The following is a 20857-nucleotide window of genomic DNA, read 5'->3' on the forward strand; positions in this document are numbered from 1 at the left end:
GAAATTATGAGCAAGTATAAAGCGATTATTACCACCGCCGGGGCGGCCAAAATTGCCGCCGCGTCGGCAGGCGGCACCCAGTTAAAAATCACCCGTATGGCCGTCGGCGACGGTAACGGCACTTTACCTACACCGAACCCGGCGCAGACCAAGCTCATCAATGAAAAATACCGCGCCACCCTCAACGGGTTGACCATTGATAAGGCGATAAAAAATCATATTGTTGCGGAATTTATTATCCCGGCGAGCGTCGGCGGATTCTGGCTGCGTGAAATGGGGCTGTATGACGATTTCGGCACGCTGATAGCAGTCGCTAACATGGCGGAAAGCTACAAACCGAAACTGGAAGAGGGCAGCGGCCGCACGCAGACGCTGCGCATGATCCTGATAGTCAGCAGCGCCGCCGCTATCAGCGTGATTGCTGGTGGCGATACCGTGCTGGCAACCAAAGATTTTGTTACGGACGCCATCAAAACGCATGAGAAAACCCGTAACCACCCGGACGCCAGCACCACGGCTAAAGGGTTGGTGCAACTGAGTAGCGCCACAACCAGCGCAGACGAAACAAAAGCAGCCACACCGAAGGCTATTAAAGCTGTCAACGATGCCAGCGCCAAAAAGAGCGCCAATCTGTCAGACCTGACCGACAAATCTGCCGCACGTGGCAATCTGGCTTTAGGCAGTGCTGCGACGAAAAACGTCGGCGTTGAGGGCGGGCAGGTGATGGCCGTCGGTGCATTTGGGCTGGGTATGGGGGGAAGGCAATTTGATGATGCTTATTCAAATATCGCGCAAATTTACCGGGTTAATGTGTCATCAGAAAACAAACCACCGATCAGCGGTAACATTGCCGCCGGGGTTATTAGCCTGCCTTGCGATGCCGCGCCGTCGGCGGGTTATATTGCGGTGTCAGGTGTTGGCCATGGCTTTGTCGGCTATTCCAATAGGCCGGAAAAAGGGGTGCGATGGTCACGCATTTACACCACGGACTACAAGCCGACGGCGGCCGATGTGGGGGCGCTGACTGATGCACAGGCCGTGCAAAAGTACGTCCAGCGCTCTATCAAGGTTAACGGCAAACCGTTGTCCGCCGATGTTAATCTGTTGGCGGCAGACGTTAACGCGTGGAATAAAACCGAGTCTGATGGACGTTATGTGAAACGGACGGGCGACACGATGGCCGGGACGCTTGTCATTGATGGCGCAACGGTGCTACCTACGCAACCGTTGCGAGCGGCTACCGACGTCCCCGCGCTCTGGAAGCAGGGGATCAGCCTATCAACGTTGGAATTTGACGATAAAAATATCAGTGGTTATCCCGCGCAGCCTTATTCGACGTTGGTAAATTTGAGCGCGACTGAGCATCGTGGGATTCAATTATTATCTGAAAAAGCGACGAATAATTTTTGGTTACGGTCAGCGGATGCTAAAAAATACTCTGATTTTGTAAAGCTCTATCACACCAGTAATAAACCAACGGCTGCCGATGTGGGAGCGTTAACGGATGCACAAGCCGCGCAAAAATACGCCCTGCGATCGTACAAGGTCAACGGCAAGCCACTATCCGGCGACGTTAATTTGTTGGCGGGGGACGTTAACGCCTGGAATAAATCAGAGGCGGATGGGCGTTATTTAATGAAGTCCGGCGGCCAATTGACCGGAATAGTAAAAACCTCCGCTGAAATTCAGTCACTCACCGCTGATAATTATCGATTAATCGGCGGTGATTACGGCACGTTCTGGCGTAACGATGGCAAAAGCCTGTATTTAATGGTGACGAATGCGAAAAACCAGTACGGCACATTTAACGGATTGCGCCCGTTTTCTATTGATGTGAAAGGCGGGCATGTAAATTTCGGTCACAATGTATCTGTCGGTGGTGAGTTGAAAACACTTAGCAGTTTCCGTTCTGATAAAGGTGTTTCGATTGGCGAGGATTTATGGGTTGATCGAAATGCCAACGTTGCAGGCAACCTGAAGGTAGGGAACACGACTTATCAAACCGATGGGAATATTAATGGGACTGCGTGGAACGGGTATTTAAGCAACTGGTTAAACGACAACATTAATGGTCGGGTTGATTGGGGAACCTTTAACCGTGAAGTTGGTAGCAGGGCCACAATTGACTATGTGAACGGAACATTCATGCGCGACATGAGACTTGGCGGTGAAGCTCAAACAGGGCCGGGACGCTGGGGCGTCAGAGCGCCAGCGGGGTGCGTTGTCACTGGTGCAGATGTCACAAAAGAAGGCGATGGTACTTACACTAATCTGTTTTATCGAGCGTTGCAGCGTAACGTGAATAATAATTGGTATACCATAGGTCAATTATAATGAGTTTAGTATTTAATAATTTTACGCTTTACGAACCCAAAGTTGTTTCATTTGAGCTGCGCGGATTGAATGTTCAATTTCTTAAGTCTGAGAGTGGTGAGGACTGGTATCAGTGCCAAAAACTATTCGGGAAGGATACGATAAAGATAGCTTTTGATGAAAGAGGCATTATTTTTTCTTATTCAGAAGATGTTAGCGCGCTGTGGCCGATTAATCTCAGTGTTGCAGAAGTCCCTAACAATATTATGGCGCGCCAATTGGATATTTCCGGTCGTTGGGTGTTTGATGGGAAGAAAATCGCCAAACGGATTTACACGTCAGAAGAGCATCAGGAACAGGCCCGGATTGAGCAGCGAACCCGCATTGCATCAGCCGCCAATATGATCGCGCCGCTACAGGATGCGGTAGATTTGAATATGGTGAACACTACAGAAATAGCCCGGTTGGAAAGCTGGAAGAGGTACCGTGTCATGTTGAATCGTCTGGATATTTCAACCGCCCCGGCGATTGACTGGCCGCCAGTCCCCGACGCCTAAGAAAAAAGCCCGCATCGTAATGAGTGCGGGCTTTGTGCTTTGCGGCTTTCCCTGATGTTGCCGCGTCTGGTCTGTTGACCTTACCCCGTTAGACTGAATTGCGTCCAATTGATTAGGTAGATCAATAATCTGATATTGATCGGCAGCAACGATCAAGTGAGTATGCTTTTTGTACGACAAACGCTCTCTTATGGATTGATTTACTGATTGATTCTCAGTTAGTATATTTTAAATTTCCCTTATATAAGGACTGGTTGATGATTGTTTATCTTGATCAGAATAAATGGATTGAATTGGCAAGGATGTATCATGGTAAAGATAATTCCATTAGGGCAAATAAGATATTATCTGAGTTCAATGCTGTCATAACATCAGGGTCGGCAGTATTTCCATTGTCCGCCATTCATTATATGGAGACGGCTAGAATATCCAATAATGAACGGAGAAGTCGACTGGGGGCTGCGATGTGGCACTTTTCTCAAGGGAAAACATTGGCCCCTTCAAATAAAGTATTGACATATGAATTGGAAAGCGCCCTTCGAAAGTACATACCAAAGATAAAAGAAAGTGGCCTAAGGATTATCGGGTTTGGGTCAGGGCATGCATTTGGAATTTCTGACAAAGAGTCTGATGAATTTAATGTTCACACAAGAAACATTGAACGAGCTATTTTGGTAGGAAGTAAGCGTCTAGGTATAGAGCCAGCTCAGTTTGTTCGAACAATACATAGTGAAAACTTCAAGAATCACTTGCAGAATTTACGAGCGAAGTTTGACGATGCGCAAGGAGTAGACAAGGATAATTTGCTATATGCTATTTTGACTGTTGATATCCTTACTGTTTTTAATGCGGTTTTTGAAAAATATAATATTTCCGTATCAGATTATCCGTTTGATGCTTCTTCGATGAAGTCAGTAATAGATAGTATGCCAACTAGGAGTCTAGATCTTCACTTGCATCGTCAAGTCTTGGCTAATCCAAATTATTCAGCAAAAATCACCGATCTTGAGGATTGGGCTGGCCTCGGAATGGCTGCATGTTATTGTGATGTGGTTGTGTGTGAAAAACATATGGCTGATATGATGAAAAGAAATAAATATAAGACAAAAGCTAGGGTGGAAACTAATTTGGAAAATGTATTTCGCTCATTAAGTTAGTTAAAAATATAACTCATTCGACTTGTTGTCTCGTCCATTAACCATCCCTCATTACGTGCTCCTTGGAGAAACTAGCGGCATCATGCTTGCACCAACCCACCACGGAGCAAGCTTATATGGCTGACTATCATCACGGCGTGCGTGTTGTCGAAATCAACGACGGCACCCGCGTTATTTCCACCGTTTCGACGGCTATCGTCGGCATGGTCTGCACGGCGGAGGATGCCGACGCAGCAACATTCCCGCTAAATACCCCGGTACTGATCACCGATGTGCTGGCCGCTTCCGGCAAAGCCGGTAAAAAAGGCACGCTGGCGGCCTCACTGTTGGCGATTGCCGATCAGTCAAAACCGGTCACGGTGGTTGTCCGTGTGGCCGAAGGCAAAGATGCCAAAGAAACCACCTCCAATATTATCGGCGGCGCTAACGCCGAGGGCCGCTATACCGGCATGAAAGCGCTGTTATCAACACAGGCGGAGCTGGGTGTTAAACCACGCATTCTCGGCGTGCCGGGCCATGACACGCTGGAAGTGGCAACCGCATTAGCCGGTATCTGTCAGCAGTTGCGTGCATTCGGCTATGTCAGCGCCTACGGCTGCAAAACGGTGCAGGATGCGATTAAGTACCGCGCCAATTTCAGCCAGCGTGAGCTGATGATTGTCTGGCCGGATTTTGTGAGCTGGAACACTACCACCAACAAAAGCGATATTGCCTACGCCACCGCACGTGCGCTGGGCCTGCGTGCCAAAATCGACACGGAAACCGGCTGGCACAAAACCCTGTCTAACGTCGGCGTTAATGGGGTGAGCGGTATCACGGCCAGCGTGTTCTGGGACTTGCAAGCACCCGGCACCGATGCTGACCTGTTAAACCAAGCCTGCGTCACCACCCTGATCCGCAAAGACGGCTTTAAATTCTGGGGTTCCCGAACCTGTTCTGACGATCCGCTGTTCCAGTTCGAAAACTACACCCGCACCGCGCAGGTGCTGGCGGACACCATGGCCGAAGCGCACCTGTGGGCGGTTGACCGTCCGGTCACGCCAACGCTTGTCCGCGACATGATTGATGGCATCAAAGCCAAATTCCGTGAGCTGAAATCCGCCGGGCTGATTATTGACGGGGATTGCTGGTATGACGACAGCGCCAACGACAAAGAAACCCTGAAAGCAGGCAAGCTGTTTATCGATTACGACTATACGCCGGTGCCGCCGCTGGAAGATTTAACCCTGCGCCAGCGTATCACTGATCGCTATCTGGCGACGTTCGCCGCGTCCGTGAACCGTTAAGGAGAGGATGAATTATGGCTCTGCCTAAAAAACTGAAATACCTGAACCTGTTTAACGACGGTTTTAGCTATATGGGCATTGTGTCATCGCTGACGCTGCCCAAGCTCACCCGCAAGCTGGAGAAATACCGGGGCGGCGGGATGAATGGCGCGGCCCCTGTCGATATGGGGCTGGACGATGACGCGCTGGCCGTTGAGTGGGCGATGGGCGGCATTGATGAACTGGTGCTGAAACAATGGGGCGCAGTTGATGCCGTACCGCTGCGTTTTGCCGGTTCCTTCCAGCGTGATGACACCGGCGAAGTATCCGCCGTGGAGGTGGTCATGCGTGGCCGCCACAAAGAACTCGACTTTGGCGAATACAAGCAAGGCGAGGATACCGAAACTAAGGTATCTACCGAATGTACCTATTTCAAGCTGACCGTGGACGGCAAAGAACTGATCGAAGTCGATACCGTGAACATGGTCGAAAAGGTCGACGGCGTTGACCGTCTGGGCGAACACCGGAAGGCCATCGGCCTGTAAACCTGCGCCAGCCCGCCGGGCTGGCCTTTCCCAACACAACAGAGAAAACAAAGATGAACGAACCTAAAGAAAACGTGATCACCCTCGACACCCCGATTAAACGCGGTGATACCACCATTACTGATGTGCAGGTAATTAAACCCACGGCAGGCGCACTGCGCGGCGTCGGTCTGGCAGCCGTAGCGAATGCGGATGTTGATGCGCTGCTGGTGATCCTGCCGCGTGTCACGTTCCCGAGCCTGACCAAAGAAGAATGCGCCCGCCTTGAGTTGTCGGATTTGGTGGCGCTGGCCGGGCAGGTTGTCGGTTTTTTGTCGCCGAAGTCGGCGGAGTAGAAATTGACGCCCGGCTGGGCGTTGATGATCTGATGGCGGACATTGCGGTGATATTCCACTGGCCGCCGTCTGAAATGGTCAGTATGACGCTCACGGAGCTGTTGAACTGGCGTCATAAAGCCTTACAACGCAGCGGAGTGAATCACGATGAGTAAAAGCCTGCAGCTTCAGGTCTTGCTGAAAGCCGTAGACCAAGCCACTCGCCCGCTAAAGAGTATCCAACAGGCAAGTCAAAGGCTTGCCGGTGACATCAAAACCACGCAACAAACTCTCAAGGCATTGGACACACAGGCCGCCCGGATTGAGGGTTTTCGTAAGCAGCAAGCGCAGCTTGCTGTCACCGGGCAGGCGCTGAAAACCGCCAAGGCGGAAGTGGCCGCGCTGGCTGTCCAGTTCAAGGCCACGGAAAAACCCACGGCGCAGCAAGCGCGATTGCTGGCAGCCTCCAAACGCGCCGCTGCCGAGCTGCAAACAAAATACAATGGCTTGCGCCAGTCGGTGCAGCGCCAGCGCAATGCGCTCAATGCAGACGGTATCGCCACCAAGAACCTGAGCGCCGAGCAGCGCCGGTTAAAATCCAGCGCCAGTGAGGCCACTGCAGCGCTAAACCGACAGCGTGCTGAACTGGGACGGTTGAGTAAAAAGCAGGAATCACTGAGCCGCATTAAACAGCGGGCGCAGGCCGGTAAAGCACTGGGCGCAACCGTTCGCAACCAAAGCGCCGTCGGACTGGGGGTCGCTACCGCCGGGTTGTATGCCGAAAGCCGCTTTATGGCACCGGGCGTGCAATTCGATAAGCAGATGTCAGACACGCAGGCCACCTTAGGGCTGGCGAAAAACGACAAACAACTGACGGCTATTCGCCAGCAGGCACGGGATATCGGGGCCACAACGGCATTTTCACCGACGGACGTCGCCCGTACGCAATCGGTATTAGCGAAATCAGGTTTTAACGGTGATGCCATTCTGAAATCGACCGAATCCACGGTGAACTTGGCGTTGGCCTCCGATCTGGATATTGCCGACGCGGCGGACATCATCACCAATATGCAATCGGCGTTTAACATGCCGATAGACGAGATCCAGCGCGTTGCGGATGTGATGACCAAGGGCTTTACCAGTTCAAACAGCAACCTGATGGATTTTGGCGAGGCGATGAAGTACGTCGCCCCGATTGCCGAGGCGGCCGGGGCCAGTATTGAGGACACCACCGCACTGCTGGGCGTACTGGCCGATAACGGCATTAAGGGCAGTATGGCCGGGACGGCGACAAGTGCCATGTTCACCCGGCTGCAAGCACCGGTTGGGCAGGCACAGGATGCACTGTCAGAGTTGGGGGTAAAAACCAAAGACGGCAAAGGCAACATGCTGCCGATCGAAGGCATCCTGAAGAAAATCGACCGTTCGTTTAAAAAGAACAAACTCGGTACCGCGCAGCAGGCTGAATACCTGAAAGTGATTTTTGGTGAAGAGGCGATGAAAGGCGCTATCAAGCTGATTGCGGCGGCAGGCAACGGCAAGCTGGGTGCGAAAAAGCAGACGGTGACGGATTCCAAGGGAGCGACAGAGCACATCGCCAAGACGAAAACGGATAACCTCGACGGCGACTTAAAAAACTTGTCATCGGCCTTTGAGGATATTCAGATTGAGGTCTTTGATAAGCAAGATTCTGGCCTGCGTAAGCTTACCCAAAGCGCCACAAAATGGCTCGGTGTGGCCGGGCAGTGGGCAAAGGAAAACCCGGAGCTGTCCGGCACGCTGTTTAAGCTGGCATTGGGCATTACGGCGGTGATTGGCGGCTTGGCTATTGTGGGCTTTTTGGCCGGGCCGGTGATCACCGCCCTCAGCCTGTTGATGGGGCCGACGCTGGGGCTAACTAAAGGGCTATTTAAGCTGAGCAGGTTCGCCGCCAAGTTTTCGTTTAAGGGCATAACCACCGCTGTGCGTGGGCTTGGCCCCGTAATGAAGTTTACCGGCGGCGCGGTCGGGCGTTCTTTGCTGACGATGGGCGGCGGCATGCTCAGATTGATGTCCATCGTCGGGCGCGTGTCGTTTGCCGGCCTGGTCAAAAGTCTGCGTTTTGTGGGCACGGCGGTGATGTGGTTGGGCCGCATCATGATGGCTAACCCGATTCTGGCCGTGATCAGCTTGGTGGCCATGGGGGCGATTTACATCTGGCAGAACTGGGAAACGCTGGGGCCAAAATTTCAAGCCGTCTGGGAGACGGTCAAGAGTGCCACCCTGGGTGCATGGGACAGCATCACCACGGCGACGTCGGAAACATGGGAACGTGTCAAACAGTCAACCAAGGCGGCATGGGAAGGGCTTAAAACGTGGCTGGGCGGGCAATGGAATGACCTTGTGGGGTCGGCTAAAGCCTTACCGGGCAAGTTCAAAAAAGCCGGGATGGACATGATTAACGGCATCATTGACGGTATCAGCGAACGCTGGCAAGCCCTGAAAGACAAGTTTAGCGGCCTTACCGATATGTTGCCGAACTGGATGAAGTTCGGCGGTGGTGACACCGAAGTCAACCCGGCCATTTCTTACAACCGGCCCGCGCCGATGCTGGCACCGGGGCCGGGCTATGCGGGAGCTTTTGACAAAGGCGGCAACATTCCCCGTGGTCAGTTTGGCATCGTGGGCGAACGTGGCCCGGAAGTGGTCAGCGGCCCGGTTAATGTCACCGGTCGCCGGAAAACAGCGGCGCTATCGGCTGCCATGCTGTCGTTGTCGACGCCGGTGATGGCATCAGCACCGCCAGCCGCGCCGGTACAGATGGCCCCGGCACCTATCACTATTCAGGTACATGCCGCACCGGGACAGGATGCGCAGGCCATTGCCCGCGAAGTGTCTCGCCAGCTTGCTGCCGAGCAGCGCAAACACGCGGCCGCCGCACGCAGCCGCATGAATTACGGAGGGTAACGACATGATGTTAACGCTAGGGCTGTTTGTTTTTATGCTGCAAACGCTGCCTTATCAGTCCCTGAACCGCACGGCGGATTACCGTTGGCCGAGCAATGCGCGTGTAGGCCAGCGTCCGGCGGCGCAGTTTTTGGGGCTGGATGATGAAACTATTACCCTGTCCGGCGTGTTGCTGCCGGAGATCACCGGCGGCCGCTTTTCGTTGTTAACGTTGCGATTGATGGCGGAGCAGGGGCGGGCGTGGCCGCTGATTGAGGGCAGCGGTACGATTTACGGCATGTTTGTGATCGAGTCTATATCAGAGAGCCACTCGGACTTTTTCGCCGACGGCAGCCCGCGCCGTACCGAGTTCACACTCGATTTAAAACGGGTGGATGAGTCTTTGTCTGCGATGTTTGGCGATCTGCGCCAGCAAGCCGGGGAACTGTACGACAAAGCGGGCGCTATGGCCGGGCAGGCCGCCGGTGCAATGGGAGGATTATTATCATGATCACGGGTGTTGCTATGCCTGCCGGGGCGTTGATTGCCCCGGACTTCTCTTTATCACTGCAGGAAAAAGACATCACGCAAAACATCCGCAAACGGCTTATTTCCTTATCGCTGACGGATAACCGGGGCTTTGAGGCCGATCAGCTTGATATTGAGCTGGACGACAGCGACGGCCTGATGGCGATGCCACAGCGTAATGCGGTGCTTGCGTTGTCACTCGGCTGGAAGGGGGCGGCACTGACGCCAAAGGGGCTATTTACCGTGGATGAGGTAGAGCACCGGGGCACGCCGGACACGCTGACTATTCGCGCCCGGAGTGCGGATTTTCGTGGGTCGCTGAATACCCGCCGCGATGAGTCCTACCATGACACCACGCTGAGCCATATCGTGCTGAAGGTGGCGGCCCGCAATAAGCTTAAGGCCACCATTGCCGCCGGTCTGGGGGTTATCAAGGTGAGCCACATCGACCAGACTCAAGAGACGGATGCGGCATTTCTTACCCGGTTAGCCTCCCTCAATGGCGCGGTGGCTGCGGTGAAGAACGGCAGTCTGCTGTTTATGCGACCGGGCAACGGCACTACTGTGAGCGGCAAGCCGCTGCCGGTGTTTACTATCACCCGGCAGGATGGCGATCAGCATAGCTTTAGTATTGCCGATCGGGATGCCTATACCGGGGTGACCGCGAGTTGGCTCAACACCAAGCAGCCAAAGCCAAAGAAAGTGAAGCTGCAGCGTAAGCCGAAAGAACAACATTTACGGGCGCTACAGCATCCCAAAGCCAAGCCGGCCGCCAGTAAAAAAACGGGTAAACCGGTGGAGGAAAAGAAAGGAGAATATCTGGTAGGGGCCGAGGATAACGTGTTTGTGATCCCCAAGATTTACGCCACTAAGGTTGCCGCCATGCGGGCCGCGCAAGCCAAATGGGAAAAGCTGCAGCGCGGAGCGGCTGAGTTCTCACTGCTGCTCGCTATGGGCCGCGCTAACATCACCCCGGAAACGCCAGTACGCGTTAGCGGGTTTAAGGAAGTGATCGACGCACAGGCTTGGATAGTGAGCAAAGCCACGCACAGCCTGAGCAATAGCGGCTTTACTACGGTTCTAGAGTTTGAGGTTTTGCTTTCTGATGTGATTTATGAAGTCTCGTAATGTGAATTATTTTTTGTAAATTCACTTAAAGGTTGTTTTGTTCTCGATCGGGGAGGGTATTATCGCGGCAATTGAGATATTAAGAAGGGGATATCAATATGATGCATTGCCCGCTTTGCCGAACTGCCGCCCATGCCCGCACAAGCCGCTATCTTAGTGAGAATACTAAAGAGCGCTACCATCAGTGCCAAAACATAAACTGCAGTTGCACTTTTGTGACGCTGGAGTCTATCCAACGGCAGATTGTGTCACCGGGTAAAATTGATATTGCTCCACCGCATCCAACTAGGTGCAATCAGGGGTCACTTTGGATTTAACAAGAAGCCTGCGAAAGCAGGTTTTTTTGTGTCCGGAAAACGGCTGTCGCCACTTTGTCGCCATTAGGTGGGGTGGCTTATTGTAACTGACTGTTATATTGGATTATTTTTTAAAGGCAATAAAAAACCCGATAGTCTTGAACCTAAATAGGCGGGACTAACGGGCTCCACAAAATGGGGACATCAAAGAAAAGCAGTGGCACTAATTAAGACTACCCCCCGAAAGGAAAGTTCTCACCGGGGATAAAAATTTCAAAATATTTTTGCCACTGATTCATCTTCATTGCTTATCGGTTAGCCGAGGATCCCCGGCCACAACACCACTATCAACGAGCCCGCCAGGGTTAACAATACGTTAGCTATGGCGTAGGTCCCGGCATAACCCAGCGCAGGAATGTTACTGCGCGCAGTATCGCTGATAATTTCCATCGCCGGCGCGCAGGTTCGGGCCCCCATAATCGCGCCGAACAGCAGGGCGCGGTTCATGCGCAGCACGTAGGCACCGAACAGGAAGCAAATCACTACCGGCACCAGGCTGACGATTAACCCGGCGATCAGCATCTGGCCGCCAACGGCTCCCAGACTGTTACCGATACCGGCACCGGCGCTCAGACCGACACCGGCCATAAACACCATCAGGCCGAACTCTTTGACCATGTTCAGCGCACCCTGCGGAATGTAACCGAAGGTCGGGTGGTTGGCGCGCAAGAAGCCGAGCATGATGCCGGCCATCAGCAAACCGGCGGCGTTACCGATGCCGAATGAGAAATTGCTGAACTGAATGGTGATCTGGCCTATCAATAACCCGATAATAAAGAAGGCGCAGAATGCCAGCAGGTCGGTCACCTGGCTGTGGATCGAGATAAAGCCAATCTTCTCCGCCACGCTTTTCACCCGGCGGGCGTCACCGCTGACCTGCAGCACATCGCCTTTATTGAGCACAATGCTGTCGTCGATAGGCATTTCAATCTGGCTGCGGATCACCCGGTTGAGGAAGCAGCCGTGATCGGTCAGCTTCAACTGGCTCAGGCGTTTGTTCACCGCATTGCTGTTTTTAACCACGATCTCTTCGGTGACGATGCGCATATCCAGCAGGTCGCGGTCGAAGACTTCTTTGCCGTTGCGGAAGCTGGGGTCCAGTCGCGCATGGGCATCGGGATAGCCGACCAGTGAAATTTCATCGCCCACCTGCAATACCGCGTCACCATCCGGGTTGGCCAAAATACCGTTACGACGGATACGTTCGATATAGCAACCGGTCTGGCGATAGATACCCAGCTCACGCAGATTTTTGCCATCGGCCCAGGCTACCAGCTCGGGGCCAACGCGATAGGCGCGGATGACCGGCAGGTAAACCTTGCGTTGGCTGTCGGTGTCCAGGCCGCGTTCGCGGGCAATCTGTTGGGCGGAGGTGGAGAGGTCCTGGTGTTGCAGCTTGGGCAGGTAGCGCGCGCCGAAAATCAGGCTCACCAAACCAATCAGGTAGGTCAGGGCGTAGCCGAGGCTCAGATGATCCTGCGCTGCCAGCAGTGCCGGGCCATTGGTGATGGTATTACGTAGCGTATCACCGGCGCCGACCAGAACCGGGGTCGAGGTCATTGAGCCCGCGAGCATACCGGCGGTCAGGCCGATATCCCAATGGAACAGTTTGCCCAGACCGATGGCAATCACCATCGCGGAACCGACCATCACCAGCGCCAGCATCAGGTAATTTTTGCCGTCGCGGAAAAATATCGAGAAAAAGTTCGGTCCGGCTTCCACGCCAACGCAGAAAATAAACAGCATAAAGCCGAGGTTCAGCGCTTCTGTGTTAATGGCGAAGTGTTGTTGGCCGAGCAACAGCGAAACCACCAAAACGCCAATGGAATTACCGAGTTGAACGGAGCCCAGACGGACTTTACCGAGGCACAGCCCCAGCGCGAGTACCACGAACAGTAACAGGATGTAGTTACCGTTTAACAAACTAGCGACGTTTATGTTCACGTAGGATAACTTATTGTTTACCAGTAAGTGCTTGATATAGATAAATATAAGATATAAATTCAGTCAAAAAGCGACTTCATAAATAACTAACCAGCGAAAGGCGATTCGAAGCATCGATCGGCGGCGTTTATTCTAGTCGCTATGGCGCGTGACAGCCAGCATAAAGCTGGGTTCATGCCCTGCCGAAAGCATTTAACTCTCTTTAGGCCAAGGAAAAAGTTCAGTTTAGCGTTGTCGGTTTACGACAAGGCGTCACCGGCATTGTGGCACGGCTGATTTCTACGGTGTGGTAATGAGGTTAAAGGGGGAGGGGGCATGGCGAGTGAACGGTATTGGTGGGGAATATTAAGCTGTTTTCTGCTGTTCAGCCTGGTGTATCTCGGCCAGCAGAGTGGGGCATTTGGCAGCACGGATCATGAACACCGGGGGGAGACCGGCCTGTTGCTGTTTGTGATACCCGGCGTGGTCGCGAGCTACTTATCGAGCAAAAAACGCATTCTCTGCCCGCTACTGGGGGCGTTGTATGCGTTGCCGCTGTGTCTGATCATCCGCCATTTCTGGCTAACGCCGTCTGCCTCGGTGTGGCAGGAACTGGCTTATGCCACCAGCGCGGTGTTCTGGTGCATGTTCGGGGCGTTGCTGGCTTTGTTTGCGCGCGGCCTGTTGCAGGCCTACCGGCAGTGTCATCGTGGCTAACGGCAATAAAAAAAGGCGCTATGAGCGCCTTTTTCTCGTTCTGCCTGAAGCTTACTGGAACAGATTCAGGTTTTCTTTGGCATAAGCTTCGAAATCGGTGCAGCCGCCGATGTGTTTCTCATCGAGGAAAATCTGCGGTACGGTTTCTACCGGCTTGCCGACGGTTTTTTCCAGGTCGGCCTTGGTGATGCCTTCAGCGTGGATATCAACATAACGGAAGTTGAAATCGTCACGTTCTTCAGTCAGTTTTTCCGCCAACTCTTTCGCACGGACACAATAAGGACAGCCTGGGCGCCCGAAGATAACTGCAAACATGCAACACTCCTTAGATTGATATTCAATAATTTAATCGCAACTGCAATGACATTCTGTCGGTCGAAAAAGACTTAAGCCTGAACATTACCCGCATTGATGGCGCTTACTATGCCCGTTGGGTCGGCGAAAAAAAAGCAGGAATTACCTGTTAATTTGATTCATGTAACCGATTAAGCCGCCGGGGCTGTCGCCGCCGATGGGAATTCACTACACTGGAGGCAGAGCTTGTGGAGAAGAAAATATGCGTTCATTCGGTGACTTACCGCGTACCGTGCTGGTTTTGGAAGGGCTGGGCATGCTGTTGTTGGTGCTGGCTTATCTAAGTATACATAGCCACGTTCAATTACCCGGCTGGTTGGCCTCACAGCAGGCGGCGGTGGGAATGATCTTCCTCGGCGTGGCGCTGATGGTGCCGGCAGCGGCATTTCTGGTTTGGCGGGTGGTGCAGGTGTTTGGCCCATTGATGCGCGGTGGTCAGCCGCCGCAGAACGATCGGCGCAAGCCAGATACGCCTGAAGATAAAAACGACAGTGAGCCGCGTGCCTGAATAATGGCCACCGGAGACATACCTGCCAGACAGGGGCTTGCCTTTTTGGGGTGACGAGTGAAAATTGCCATTCTTTCGCGCGATGGAACGTTGTACTCATGTAAACGCTTGGTGGAGGCGGCGGAACAGCGCGGCCACAGCATCGAAGTTATCGATCCACTCTCTTGCTATATGAACATCAACCCGGCCGCGCCGACTATCCACTACCGCGGCCGCCAATTGGAGCGTTACGACGCGGTGATCCCGCGCATCGGCTCCGCCATGACCTTTTATGGCACTGCAGTGCTGCGCCAGTTTGAACTGTTGGGCAGTTATCCGCTTAATGAGTCGGTGGCGATCACTCGTGCGCGCGACAAGCTGCGTTCGCTGCAGTTGCTGGCACGGCAGGGGATCGATTTGCCGATCACCGGTTTTGCCCATTCGCCCGACGACACCGGCGATTTAATTGAACTGGTTGGCGGTGCGCCGCTGGTGGTCAAACTGGTGGAAGGCACGCAGGGCATTGGTGTAGTACTGGCGGAAACTCGCCAGGCGGCAGAAAGCGTGATTGATGCCTTTCGTGGCCTGAACGCTCATATTCTGGTGCAAGAATATATTCGCGAGGCGCAGGGCAGTGATGTGCGCTGCCTGGTGGTGGGGAGTAAGGTTGTCGCAGCCATTGAGCGCCAGGCCAAACCCGGGGAGTTTCGTTCCAATCTGCACCGGGGTGGTACCGCCCGCAAGGTAAGCATCACTGCCAAAGAGCGGGCGATTGCGGTCAAGGCCGCCACCACACTGGGGCTGGATGTCGCCGGGGTGGATATCCTGCGTGCGGCCCGTGGCCCGCTGGTGATGGAGGTCAATGCTTCACCGGGGTTGGAAGGGGTGGAAAGCACCACCGGGTTGGATATCGCCGGCAGGATGATCGAGTATATCGAGCAGCGCGGCAGGCCGGGTTTCAGGTTGAAATCTGGCGGATAAGTTTGCCGTAAAAAATTCGCCTTTCTGTGGCTGGAGTTGCGGCTTTTTATCGACCATATTTACCCTAATAGCGAATTAAGCCGCATTGATCGTGGCGTAGTGGGGCAATATTCCGTAAGCTATGCGCCTTTTCGCGTTTTGAATATTGTGAGGCTGGTATTATGGATTCACTCATTGTCCCTGATTTGGCGTTGTTGCGACGCTGGCTGGATCAATCGGGCATTTCATTCTTTGAGTGCGATTCCTGTCAGGCGCTGCACCTGCCGCACATGCAAAATTTCGATGGCGTGTTTGATGCCAAGCTCGATCTGGTCGACAACGTGATCCTGTTCTCCGCCCTGGCCGAAGTGAAGCCGACCGCACTGATCCCGCTGGTGGCCGATCTTAGCCAGATCAACGCCAGTTCGCTGACCATCAAGGCGTTTGTTGATATTCAGGACGACAATCTGCCAAAACTGATCGTCTGTCAGTCGCTGAGCATTGCCGTTGGCGTTACGTTGGAGCAGTTCACCCACTTTATGCAGCAGGGGGAAGAGCAAATCTCGATGGTGATCCTCGAGGCGCGGGCGAACGATCTGCTGTTTATGGGTGACGAAGAAGATAACACGGCTGCCGCTGACCGCCTGCCAATGCTGCACTGATCCCCACTGTACATGATGCGTGCCGTCCCTCTGGCGGCATGCTGCCGTTATTCCCTTCCGCAATAATATATTCTGTGTTTTACCCTTTGCTGCCAGATATTCCTCTTCGTTTATGCCATTAATGGCGTATCACATACAGACAAACTGCATAAAAAATCGATAAAAGCCGGTTTTATCCCCGGAGGCTGGTGCGTTTTGGCAACAGCGGTTATGCTGCTGATTCTGCTAAGGGCTTGCGATTCCCCTGGTGACCATGCGGGCTGGGCAACTGAAAAAGGTGTATGCAATCAACTGCATAGACATTCAATCCGCGGTTGCAACGATTGCGCTCGATCAGGAAAGGTTTTGTATCGTTTGGCGGTACAAGTTCAATTCTATGATTCACCCCTGTTTTGGAGGAAGTTACGGATGGTCACCCTACGTAAAAAGTGGTTATCGGGTGTGGTTGCCGGCCTGCTGATGGCAGCAAGCGTCACGGCGTCAGCCGAGGAAAAAACGCTGCACATCTATAACTGGTCCGACTATATTGCGCCGGACACCTTAGCCAAATTCCAGAAAGAAACCGGCATTAAAGTGGTGTACGACGTCTTTGACTCCAACGAAGTGTTGGAAGGCAAACTGATGGCGGGCAGCACCGGTTATGATCTGGTGGTACCTTCATCCAATTTCCTTGAGCGTCAGTCGAAGGCCGGCATTTTCGAGCCGCTCGACAAGAGCAAGATGCCGAACTACAAAAACCTTGATCCCGAGATGCTGCAACTGGTGGCGCACAATGACAAGGACAACAAGTACGGTATCCCTTATCTGATGGTGACCACCGGCATCGGCTATAACGTCGACAAGGTGAAGGCGGTACTGGGCAAAGACGCACCGGTTGACAGCTGGGATCTGATCCTCAAACCGGAAAATCTCGAGAAGTTGAAAAGCTGCGGCGTTTCCTTCCTGGATGCGCCAAGTGAGGTCTATGCCACCGTGCTGCACTACCTGGGCAAGGATCCCAACAGCACCAACGCGGCAGATTACACCGGTGCAGCCAACGATCTGTTGCTCAAGCTGCGGCCGAACATCCGTTATTTCCACTCTTCCCAGTACATCAACGATTTGGCAAACGGTGATATCTGCGTAGCGATCGGCTGGTCCGGCGACGTGATGCAGGCGGCCAATCGCGCCAAAGAAGCGAAGAACGGTGTGAACGTGGCCTATGCGATCCCGAAAGAGGGGGCGCTCACTTATTTTGACATGTTCGCCATGCCGGCGGATGCCAAAAACAAGGACGCTGCCTACCAGTTCCTGAACTTCCTGATGAAGCCTGATGTCATGGCGGGGATCAGTAACTTTGTGTATTACGCCAACGCGGTGAAGGACTCTACACCACTGGTCAATGCCGAAGTCCGCAACAATCCGAACGTGTACCCACCGGCCGATCTGCGCGCCAAGCTGTTTACGCTGAACGTGCAGTCGCCGAAGCTGGATCGTGTGATTACTCGCGCCTGGACTAAAGTTAAAAGCGGACGCTAATACTCAGAGGGCGGCCGTTGGGCCGGTTTCAGGGTTGTTTTGACCGGCAGGCGGGTGCTCCCCGCCTGCATTGCCATTTTGGGCCATGGCAATCGCCGTGGTTTTTTGTACTGTTTGCACCGGAGAGCACCCCGATTGAACGACGTCATCCCTCGTCCTCAAGCCAAGTCGCAGAAGGTCTTCACCCCTCTGCTGGAAATCCGTAACCTCACCAAAACCTTTGACGGCCAAAACGCGGTCGAAGACGTCAGCCTGACCATCTATAAGGGCGAAATATTCGCTCTGCTGGGGCCATCTGGCTGCGGGAAGTCGACGCTGTTGCGCATGCTGGCCGGTTTTGAACAGCCGACGGAAGGGCAGATTGTGCTCGATGGGCAGGACATGTCGCATGTGCCGCCTTACCAGCGGCCGATCAATATGATGTTCCAGTCCTACGCGCTGTTCCCGCACATGACGGTAGAGCAAAACATCGCCTTCGGTCTGAAACAGGACAAAATGCCGCGTGCGGAAATCGCCGATCGGGTAGCGGAAATGCTGTCGCTGGTGCACATGCAGGAATTCGCCAAGCGTAAACCGCATCAGCTATCCGGTGGCCAACGCCAGCGGGTGGCACTGGCACGCAGCCTGGCCAAACGGCCGAAACTGCTGCTGCTGGATGAGCCGATGGGCGCATTGGATAAAAAACTGCGTGACCGCATGCAACTGGAAGTGACGGATATTCTTGAGCGGGTTGGCGTGACCTGCGTAATGGTCACCCATGACCAGGAAGAGGCGATGACCATGGCAGGGCGCATTGCCATCATGAACCGTGGCAAATTTGTACAGATCGGCGAACCGGAAGAGATCTACGAGCATCCGAACAGCCGTTTCAGCGCTGAATTTATCGGCTCGGTGAACGTTTTTGATTGTGTGCTGCAAGAGCGCCATGACGATGGCTTGATCCTGCAAAGTCCCGGCTTGCGCCATGCGATAAAGGTGGACTCCGATGCCTCGGTAGTGGACGGCGTGCCGATCCAGGTCGCGCTGAGGCCGGAAAAAATCATGCTGTGCGAAGAGGTTCCGCAGGACGGTTGCAACTTTGCGGTTGGGGAAGTGGCACATATCGCCTACCTCGGCGACCTGTCTATCTACCATGTGAAGTTGCTCAGCGGCCAGATTATTAGCGCCCAATTGCAAAACGGCCACCGTTTCCGCAAAGGGATGCCGACCTGGGGCGACGAAGTGCGCCTGTGCTGGGAAGCCGACAGCTGTGTCGTGTTGACGGTGTGAGTCGAGAAGGTGAGGAATAATCATTATGACAATGCTTGCTGAACACACACCACCGGAACCACCGGCCAAAGGGCCCGGCCCGTTAAAAGCCTTTTTCCAGCGCCTGCAGATGGCCCATGGCCGCAAGCTGGTGATCGCGGTGCCGCTGCTGTGGTTGACGCTGCTGTTCCTGCTGCCGTTCCTGATCGTGTTCAAGATCAGCCTGGCGGAACTGGCGTTGGCGGTCCCGCCCTACACTGACCTGATGAGCTGGGCAGAGGGTAAGCTGGACATCGCGCTCAATTTTGCCAACTACCTGCAACTGACCGACGATCCGCTGTATATAGACGCTTATCTGCAATCGCTGCAGGTGGCGGCGGTATCGACGGTTTGCTGTCTGGTCATCGGCTATCCGCTGGCCTGGGCGGTGGCGCACAGCAAATCCTCAACCCGTAATATTTTGCTGTTGTTGGTGATCCTGCCGTCGTGGACCTCGTTCCTGATCCGCGTTTACGCCTGGATGGGCATTCTGAAAAATAACGGCATCCTCAATAACTTCTTGTTATGGACCGGGGTGATCGATCAGCCGTTGGTGATCCTGCACACCAATCTGGCGGTGTATATCGGCGTGGTGTACTCCTACCTGCCGTTTATGGTGCTGCCGATTTATACCGCGCTGACGCGGTTGGACTATTCACTGGTGGAGGCGTCGCTGGATCTGGGCGCTAAACCGTTGAAAACCTTTTTCAGCGTGATTATGCCGCTGACCCGCGGCGGAATTATTGCCGGTTCGATGCTGGTGTTTATCCCGGCGGTCGGCGAATTCGTGATCCCGGAACTGCTGGGCGGGCCGGACAGTATTATGATCGGCAGGGTACTGTGGCAGGAGTTCTTTAATAACCGTGACTGGCCAGTAGCCTCGGCAGTGGCCACCGTCATGCTGCTGCTGTTGATCGTACCGATTCTCTGGTTCCACAAGCACCAGAACAAGGAAATAGGGGGGCAGGGATGAACAACTTGCCGGTAGTGCGCTCGCCGTGGCGTATCGCTATTTTGGTAGTGGGTTTCACCTTCTTGTATGCGCCGATGCTGATGCTGGTGATCTACTCGTTCAACAGTTCCAAACTGGTGACGGTGTGGGCCGGTTGGTCCACGCGCTGGTATACCGAGTTGTTCCATGATTCGGCGATGATTAGCGCCGTCGGGCTCAGCCTGACTATCGCCGCCGCCTCGGCGACTGCCGCGGTGGTGCTGGGGGCGATTGCGGCAGTGGTAATGGTCCGTTTTGGCCGTTTTCGTGGTTCAACCGGTTTTGCCTTTATGCTGACGGCACCGCTGGTTATGCCGGATGTGATCACCGGCCTGTCGTTGCTGCTGCTGTTTGTGGCGATGGGGCATGCCTTTGGTTGGCCGTCGGAACGGGGGATGTTTACCATCTGGCTGGCGCACGTCACTTTCTGTACTGCCTATGTTTCGGTGGTGATCAGCTCGCGCCTGCGTGAGTTGGATCGTTCTATCGAAGAGGCGGCGATGGATCTGGGCGCGACACCGCTGAAAGTGTTTTTCGTGATCACTCTGCCGATGATTGCACCGGCGCTGATCGCCGGTTGGATGCTGGCCTTTACCCTGTCGCTGGATGACCTGGTGATTGCCAGTTTCGTCGCCGGGCCGGGCGCGACTACCTTGCCGATGCTGGTGTTCTCCAGCGTACGAATGGGGGTTAATCCGGAAATTAACGCCCTGGCGAGTTTGATCCTGCTGGTAGTCGGCGTTATCGGCCTGATTGCATGGTGGTTTATGGCGCGCTCGGAAAAACAGCGATCGCGCGAATTACAAAAGGCTGCCCGTAGCTGAGTCTGATTAAACCTGCTATTTTTGCAATTATTGGTATTGCAATTGA

At 53.9% G+C, this 20857-nt stretch carries 21 protein-coding genes; 19 read left to right on the forward strand and 2 right to left on the reverse strand.

Translation table 11 applies throughout. The features are described from left to right. The first annotated feature begins 6 nt into the window (after window positions 1-6). The 11 genes from ACSOSI_RS08645 to ACSOSI_RS08695 all read left to right on the forward strand — a co-directional run bounded on the left by ACSOSI_RS08645 (window position 7) and on the right by ACSOSI_RS08695 (window position 11049). Window positions 7-2334, forward strand: coding sequence for a phage tail protein (locus tag ACSOSI_RS08645; protein ID WP_476706904.1), 2328 nt, complete (start codon window positions 7-9; stop codon window positions 2332-2334). Then, complete coding sequence (locus ACSOSI_RS08650) at window positions 2334-2870, forward strand: tail fiber assembly protein (protein ID WP_476706905.1); 537 nt, start codon at window positions 2334-2336, stop codon at window positions 2868-2870. Before ACSOSI_RS08645 ends, ACSOSI_RS08650 begins: the two co-directional genes overlap by 1 nt. A gap of 257 nt (window positions 2871-3127) precedes the next feature. Then, a complete protein-coding gene (locus ACSOSI_RS08655; RefSeq protein ID WP_476706906.1) occupies window positions 3128-4027 on the forward strand; it encodes a hypothetical protein in 900 nt (299 codons plus the stop codon). Window positions 4028-4143: 116 nt separating this feature from the next. Next, on the forward strand, window positions 4144-5313 hold the full coding sequence (locus tag ACSOSI_RS08660; RefSeq protein ID WP_476706907.1) for a phage tail sheath protein: 1170 nt from the start codon (window positions 4144-4146) through the stop codon (window positions 5311-5313). A gap of 14 nt (window positions 5314-5327) precedes the next feature. Then, on the forward strand, window positions 5328-5837 hold the full coding sequence (locus tag ACSOSI_RS08665) for a phage major tail tube protein (RefSeq protein ID WP_476706908.1): 510 nt from the start codon (window positions 5328-5330) through the stop codon (window positions 5835-5837). Between the two features lie 53 nt (window positions 5838-5890). After that, window positions 5891-6172 (forward strand): phage tail assembly protein, encoded by a 282-nt coding sequence (locus ACSOSI_RS08670; RefSeq protein ID WP_318438410.1) that lies wholly within the window; start codon window positions 5891-5893, stop codon window positions 6170-6172. 32 nt (window positions 6173-6204) lie between these two features. After that, window positions 6205-6327: a GpE family phage tail protein gene (locus ACSOSI_RS08675; RefSeq protein ID WP_261096036.1), complete on the forward strand. Its 123-nt coding sequence runs from the start codon at window positions 6205-6207 to the stop codon at window positions 6325-6327. Beyond that, complete coding sequence (locus ACSOSI_RS08680) at window positions 6320-9097, forward strand: phage tail tape measure protein (protein WP_476706909.1); 2778 nt, start codon at window positions 6320-6322, stop codon at window positions 9095-9097. The genes ACSOSI_RS08675 and ACSOSI_RS08680 overlap by 8 nt, the downstream gene beginning before the upstream one ends. A gap of 4 nt (window positions 9098-9101) precedes the next feature. Further along, on the forward strand, window positions 9102-9587 hold the full coding sequence (locus tag ACSOSI_RS08685) for a phage tail protein (protein ID WP_476706910.1): 486 nt from the start codon (window positions 9102-9104) through the stop codon (window positions 9585-9587). Beyond that, window positions 9584-10732: a phage late control D family protein gene (locus tag ACSOSI_RS08690; protein ID WP_476706911.1), complete on the forward strand. Its 1149-nt coding sequence runs from the start codon at window positions 9584-9586 to the stop codon at window positions 10730-10732. The genes ACSOSI_RS08685 and ACSOSI_RS08690 overlap by 4 nt, the downstream gene beginning before the upstream one ends. A 98-nt stretch (window positions 10733-10830) precedes the next feature. After that, entirely contained in the window at window positions 10831-11049 is a 219-nt protein-coding gene (locus ACSOSI_RS08695; RefSeq protein WP_261276858.1) for a DNA-binding transcriptional regulator, read from the forward strand. Between the two features lie 294 nt (window positions 11050-11343). Here ACSOSI_RS08695 and ACSOSI_RS08700 read toward each other — a convergent pair whose 3' ends face one another. Continuing rightward, window positions 11344-13032: an aspartate:alanine antiporter gene (locus ACSOSI_RS08700; protein ID WP_012006072.1), complete on the reverse strand. Its 1689-nt coding sequence runs from the start codon at window positions 13030-13032 to the stop codon at window positions 11344-11346. Window positions 13033-13347: 315 nt separating this feature from the next. On the opposite strand from ACSOSI_RS08700, the gene ACSOSI_RS08705 reads away from it, so the two are divergent. Beyond that, window positions 13348-13728, forward strand: coding sequence for an inner membrane protein YbjM (locus tag ACSOSI_RS08705; protein ID WP_012006073.1), 381 nt, complete (start codon window positions 13348-13350; stop codon window positions 13726-13728). 51 nt (window positions 13729-13779) lie between these two features. On the opposite strand, the gene ACSOSI_RS08710 is transcribed toward ACSOSI_RS08705, so the two are convergent. Next, window positions 13780-14043 (reverse strand): GrxA family glutaredoxin, encoded by a 264-nt coding sequence (locus ACSOSI_RS08710; RefSeq protein WP_012006074.1) that lies wholly within the window; start codon window positions 14041-14043, stop codon window positions 13780-13782. 241 nt (window positions 14044-14284) lie between these two features. On the opposite strand from ACSOSI_RS08710, the gene ACSOSI_RS08715 reads away from it, so the two are divergent. From ACSOSI_RS08715 to potI, 7 genes are all read left to right on the forward strand, one after another. Continuing rightward, window positions 14285-14590, forward strand: a complete 306-nt coding sequence (locus ACSOSI_RS08715; RefSeq protein ID WP_476706912.1) for a YbjC family protein — start codon at window positions 14285-14287, stop codon at window positions 14588-14590. 57 nt (window positions 14591-14647) lie between these two features. Further along, window positions 14648-15550 carry a 30S ribosomal protein S6--L-glutamate ligase gene (gene rimK / locus ACSOSI_RS08720; protein ID WP_012006076.1) on the forward strand — a complete coding sequence of 301 codons (903 nt, stop codon included), beginning with the start codon at window positions 14648-14650 and terminating at the stop codon, window positions 15548-15550. Between the two features lie 161 nt (window positions 15551-15711). Beyond that, on the forward strand, window positions 15712-16191 hold the full coding sequence (locus tag ACSOSI_RS08725) for a type III secretion system chaperone family protein (protein ID WP_261408175.1): 480 nt from the start codon (window positions 15712-15714) through the stop codon (window positions 16189-16191). Window positions 16192-16599: 408 nt separating this feature from the next. Next, entirely contained in the window at window positions 16600-17709 is a 1110-nt protein-coding gene (gene potF, locus ACSOSI_RS08730) for a spermidine/putrescine ABC transporter substrate-binding protein PotF (RefSeq protein WP_012006078.1), read from the forward strand. A 135-nt stretch (window positions 17710-17844) separates the two neighbouring features. Next, the gene (potG, locus tag ACSOSI_RS08735; RefSeq protein WP_012006079.1) at window positions 17845-18978 is read left to right on the forward strand and encodes a putrescine ABC transporter ATP-binding subunit PotG; all 1134 of its coding nucleotides are present in this window, start codon (window positions 17845-17847) and stop codon (window positions 18976-18978) included. A gap of 25 nt (window positions 18979-19003) precedes the next feature. After that, window positions 19004-19969, forward strand: coding sequence for a putrescine ABC transporter permease PotH (potH, locus tag ACSOSI_RS08740; RefSeq protein WP_017892230.1), 966 nt, complete (start codon window positions 19004-19006; stop codon window positions 19967-19969). Further along, window positions 19966-20811 (forward strand): putrescine ABC transporter permease PotI, encoded by an 846-nt coding sequence (potI, locus tag ACSOSI_RS08745; protein ID WP_012006081.1) that lies wholly within the window; start codon window positions 19966-19968, stop codon window positions 20809-20811. Before potH ends, potI begins: the two co-directional genes overlap by 4 nt. Window positions 20812-20857: the final 46 nt, after the last annotated feature.

It is taken from the genome of Serratia sp. AR11 (assembly GCF_056376275.1).

Bases quoted from the DNA above. Each gene is read 5' to 3' on its own strand.
- ACSOSI_RS08645 (WP_476706904.1), top strand. From the start codon at position 7: ATGAGCAAGTATAAAGCGATTATTACCACCGCCGGGGCGGCCAAAATT.
- ACSOSI_RS08650 (WP_476706905.1), top strand. From the start codon at position 2,334: ATGAGTTTAGTATTTAATAATTTTACGCTTTACGAACCCAAAGTTGTT.
- ACSOSI_RS08655 (WP_476706906.1), top strand. From the start codon at position 3,128: ATGATTGTTTATCTTGATCAGAATAAATGGATTGAATTGGCAAGGATG.
- ACSOSI_RS08660 (WP_476706907.1), top strand. From the start codon at position 4,144: ATGGCTGACTATCATCACGGCGTGCGTGTTGTCGAAATCAACGACGGC.
- ACSOSI_RS08665 (WP_476706908.1), top strand. From the start codon at position 5,328: ATGGCTCTGCCTAAAAAACTGAAATACCTGAACCTGTTTAACGACGGT.
- ACSOSI_RS08670 (WP_318438410.1), top strand. From the start codon at position 5,891: ATGAACGAACCTAAAGAAAACGTGATCACCCTCGACACCCCGATTAAA.
- ACSOSI_RS08675 (WP_261096036.1), top strand. From the start codon at position 6,205: ATGGCGGACATTGCGGTGATATTCCACTGGCCGCCGTCTGAAATGGTC.
- ACSOSI_RS08680 (WP_476706909.1), top strand. From the start codon at position 6,320: ATGAGTAAAAGCCTGCAGCTTCAGGTCTTGCTGAAAGCCGTAGACCAA.
- ACSOSI_RS08685 (WP_476706910.1), top strand. From the start codon at position 9,102: ATGATGTTAACGCTAGGGCTGTTTGTTTTTATGCTGCAAACGCTGCCT.
- ACSOSI_RS08690 (WP_476706911.1), top strand. From the start codon at position 9,584: ATGATCACGGGTGTTGCTATGCCTGCCGGGGCGTTGATTGCCCCGGAC.
- ACSOSI_RS08695 (WP_261276858.1), top strand. From the start codon at position 10,831: ATGATGCATTGCCCGCTTTGCCGAACTGCCGCCCATGCCCGCACAAGC.
- ACSOSI_RS08705 (WP_012006073.1), top strand. From the start codon at position 13,348: ATGGCGAGTGAACGGTATTGGTGGGGAATATTAAGCTGTTTTCTGCTG.
- ACSOSI_RS08710 (WP_012006074.1), bottom strand. From the start codon at position 14,043: ATGTTTGCAGTTATCTTCGGGCGCCCAGGCTGTCCTTATTGTGTCCGT.
- ACSOSI_RS08715 (WP_476706912.1), top strand. From the start codon at position 14,285: ATGCGTTCATTCGGTGACTTACCGCGTACCGTGCTGGTTTTGGAAGGG.
- ACSOSI_RS08725 (WP_261408175.1), top strand. From the start codon at position 15,712: ATGGATTCACTCATTGTCCCTGATTTGGCGTTGTTGCGACGCTGGCTG.
- potF (WP_012006078.1), top strand. From the start codon at position 16,600: ATGGTCACCCTACGTAAAAAGTGGTTATCGGGTGTGGTTGCCGGCCTG.
- potH (WP_017892230.1), top strand. From the start codon at position 19,004: ATGACAATGCTTGCTGAACACACACCACCGGAACCACCGGCCAAAGGG.
- potI (WP_012006081.1), top strand. From the start codon at position 19,966: ATGAACAACTTGCCGGTAGTGCGCTCGCCGTGGCGTATCGCTATTTTG.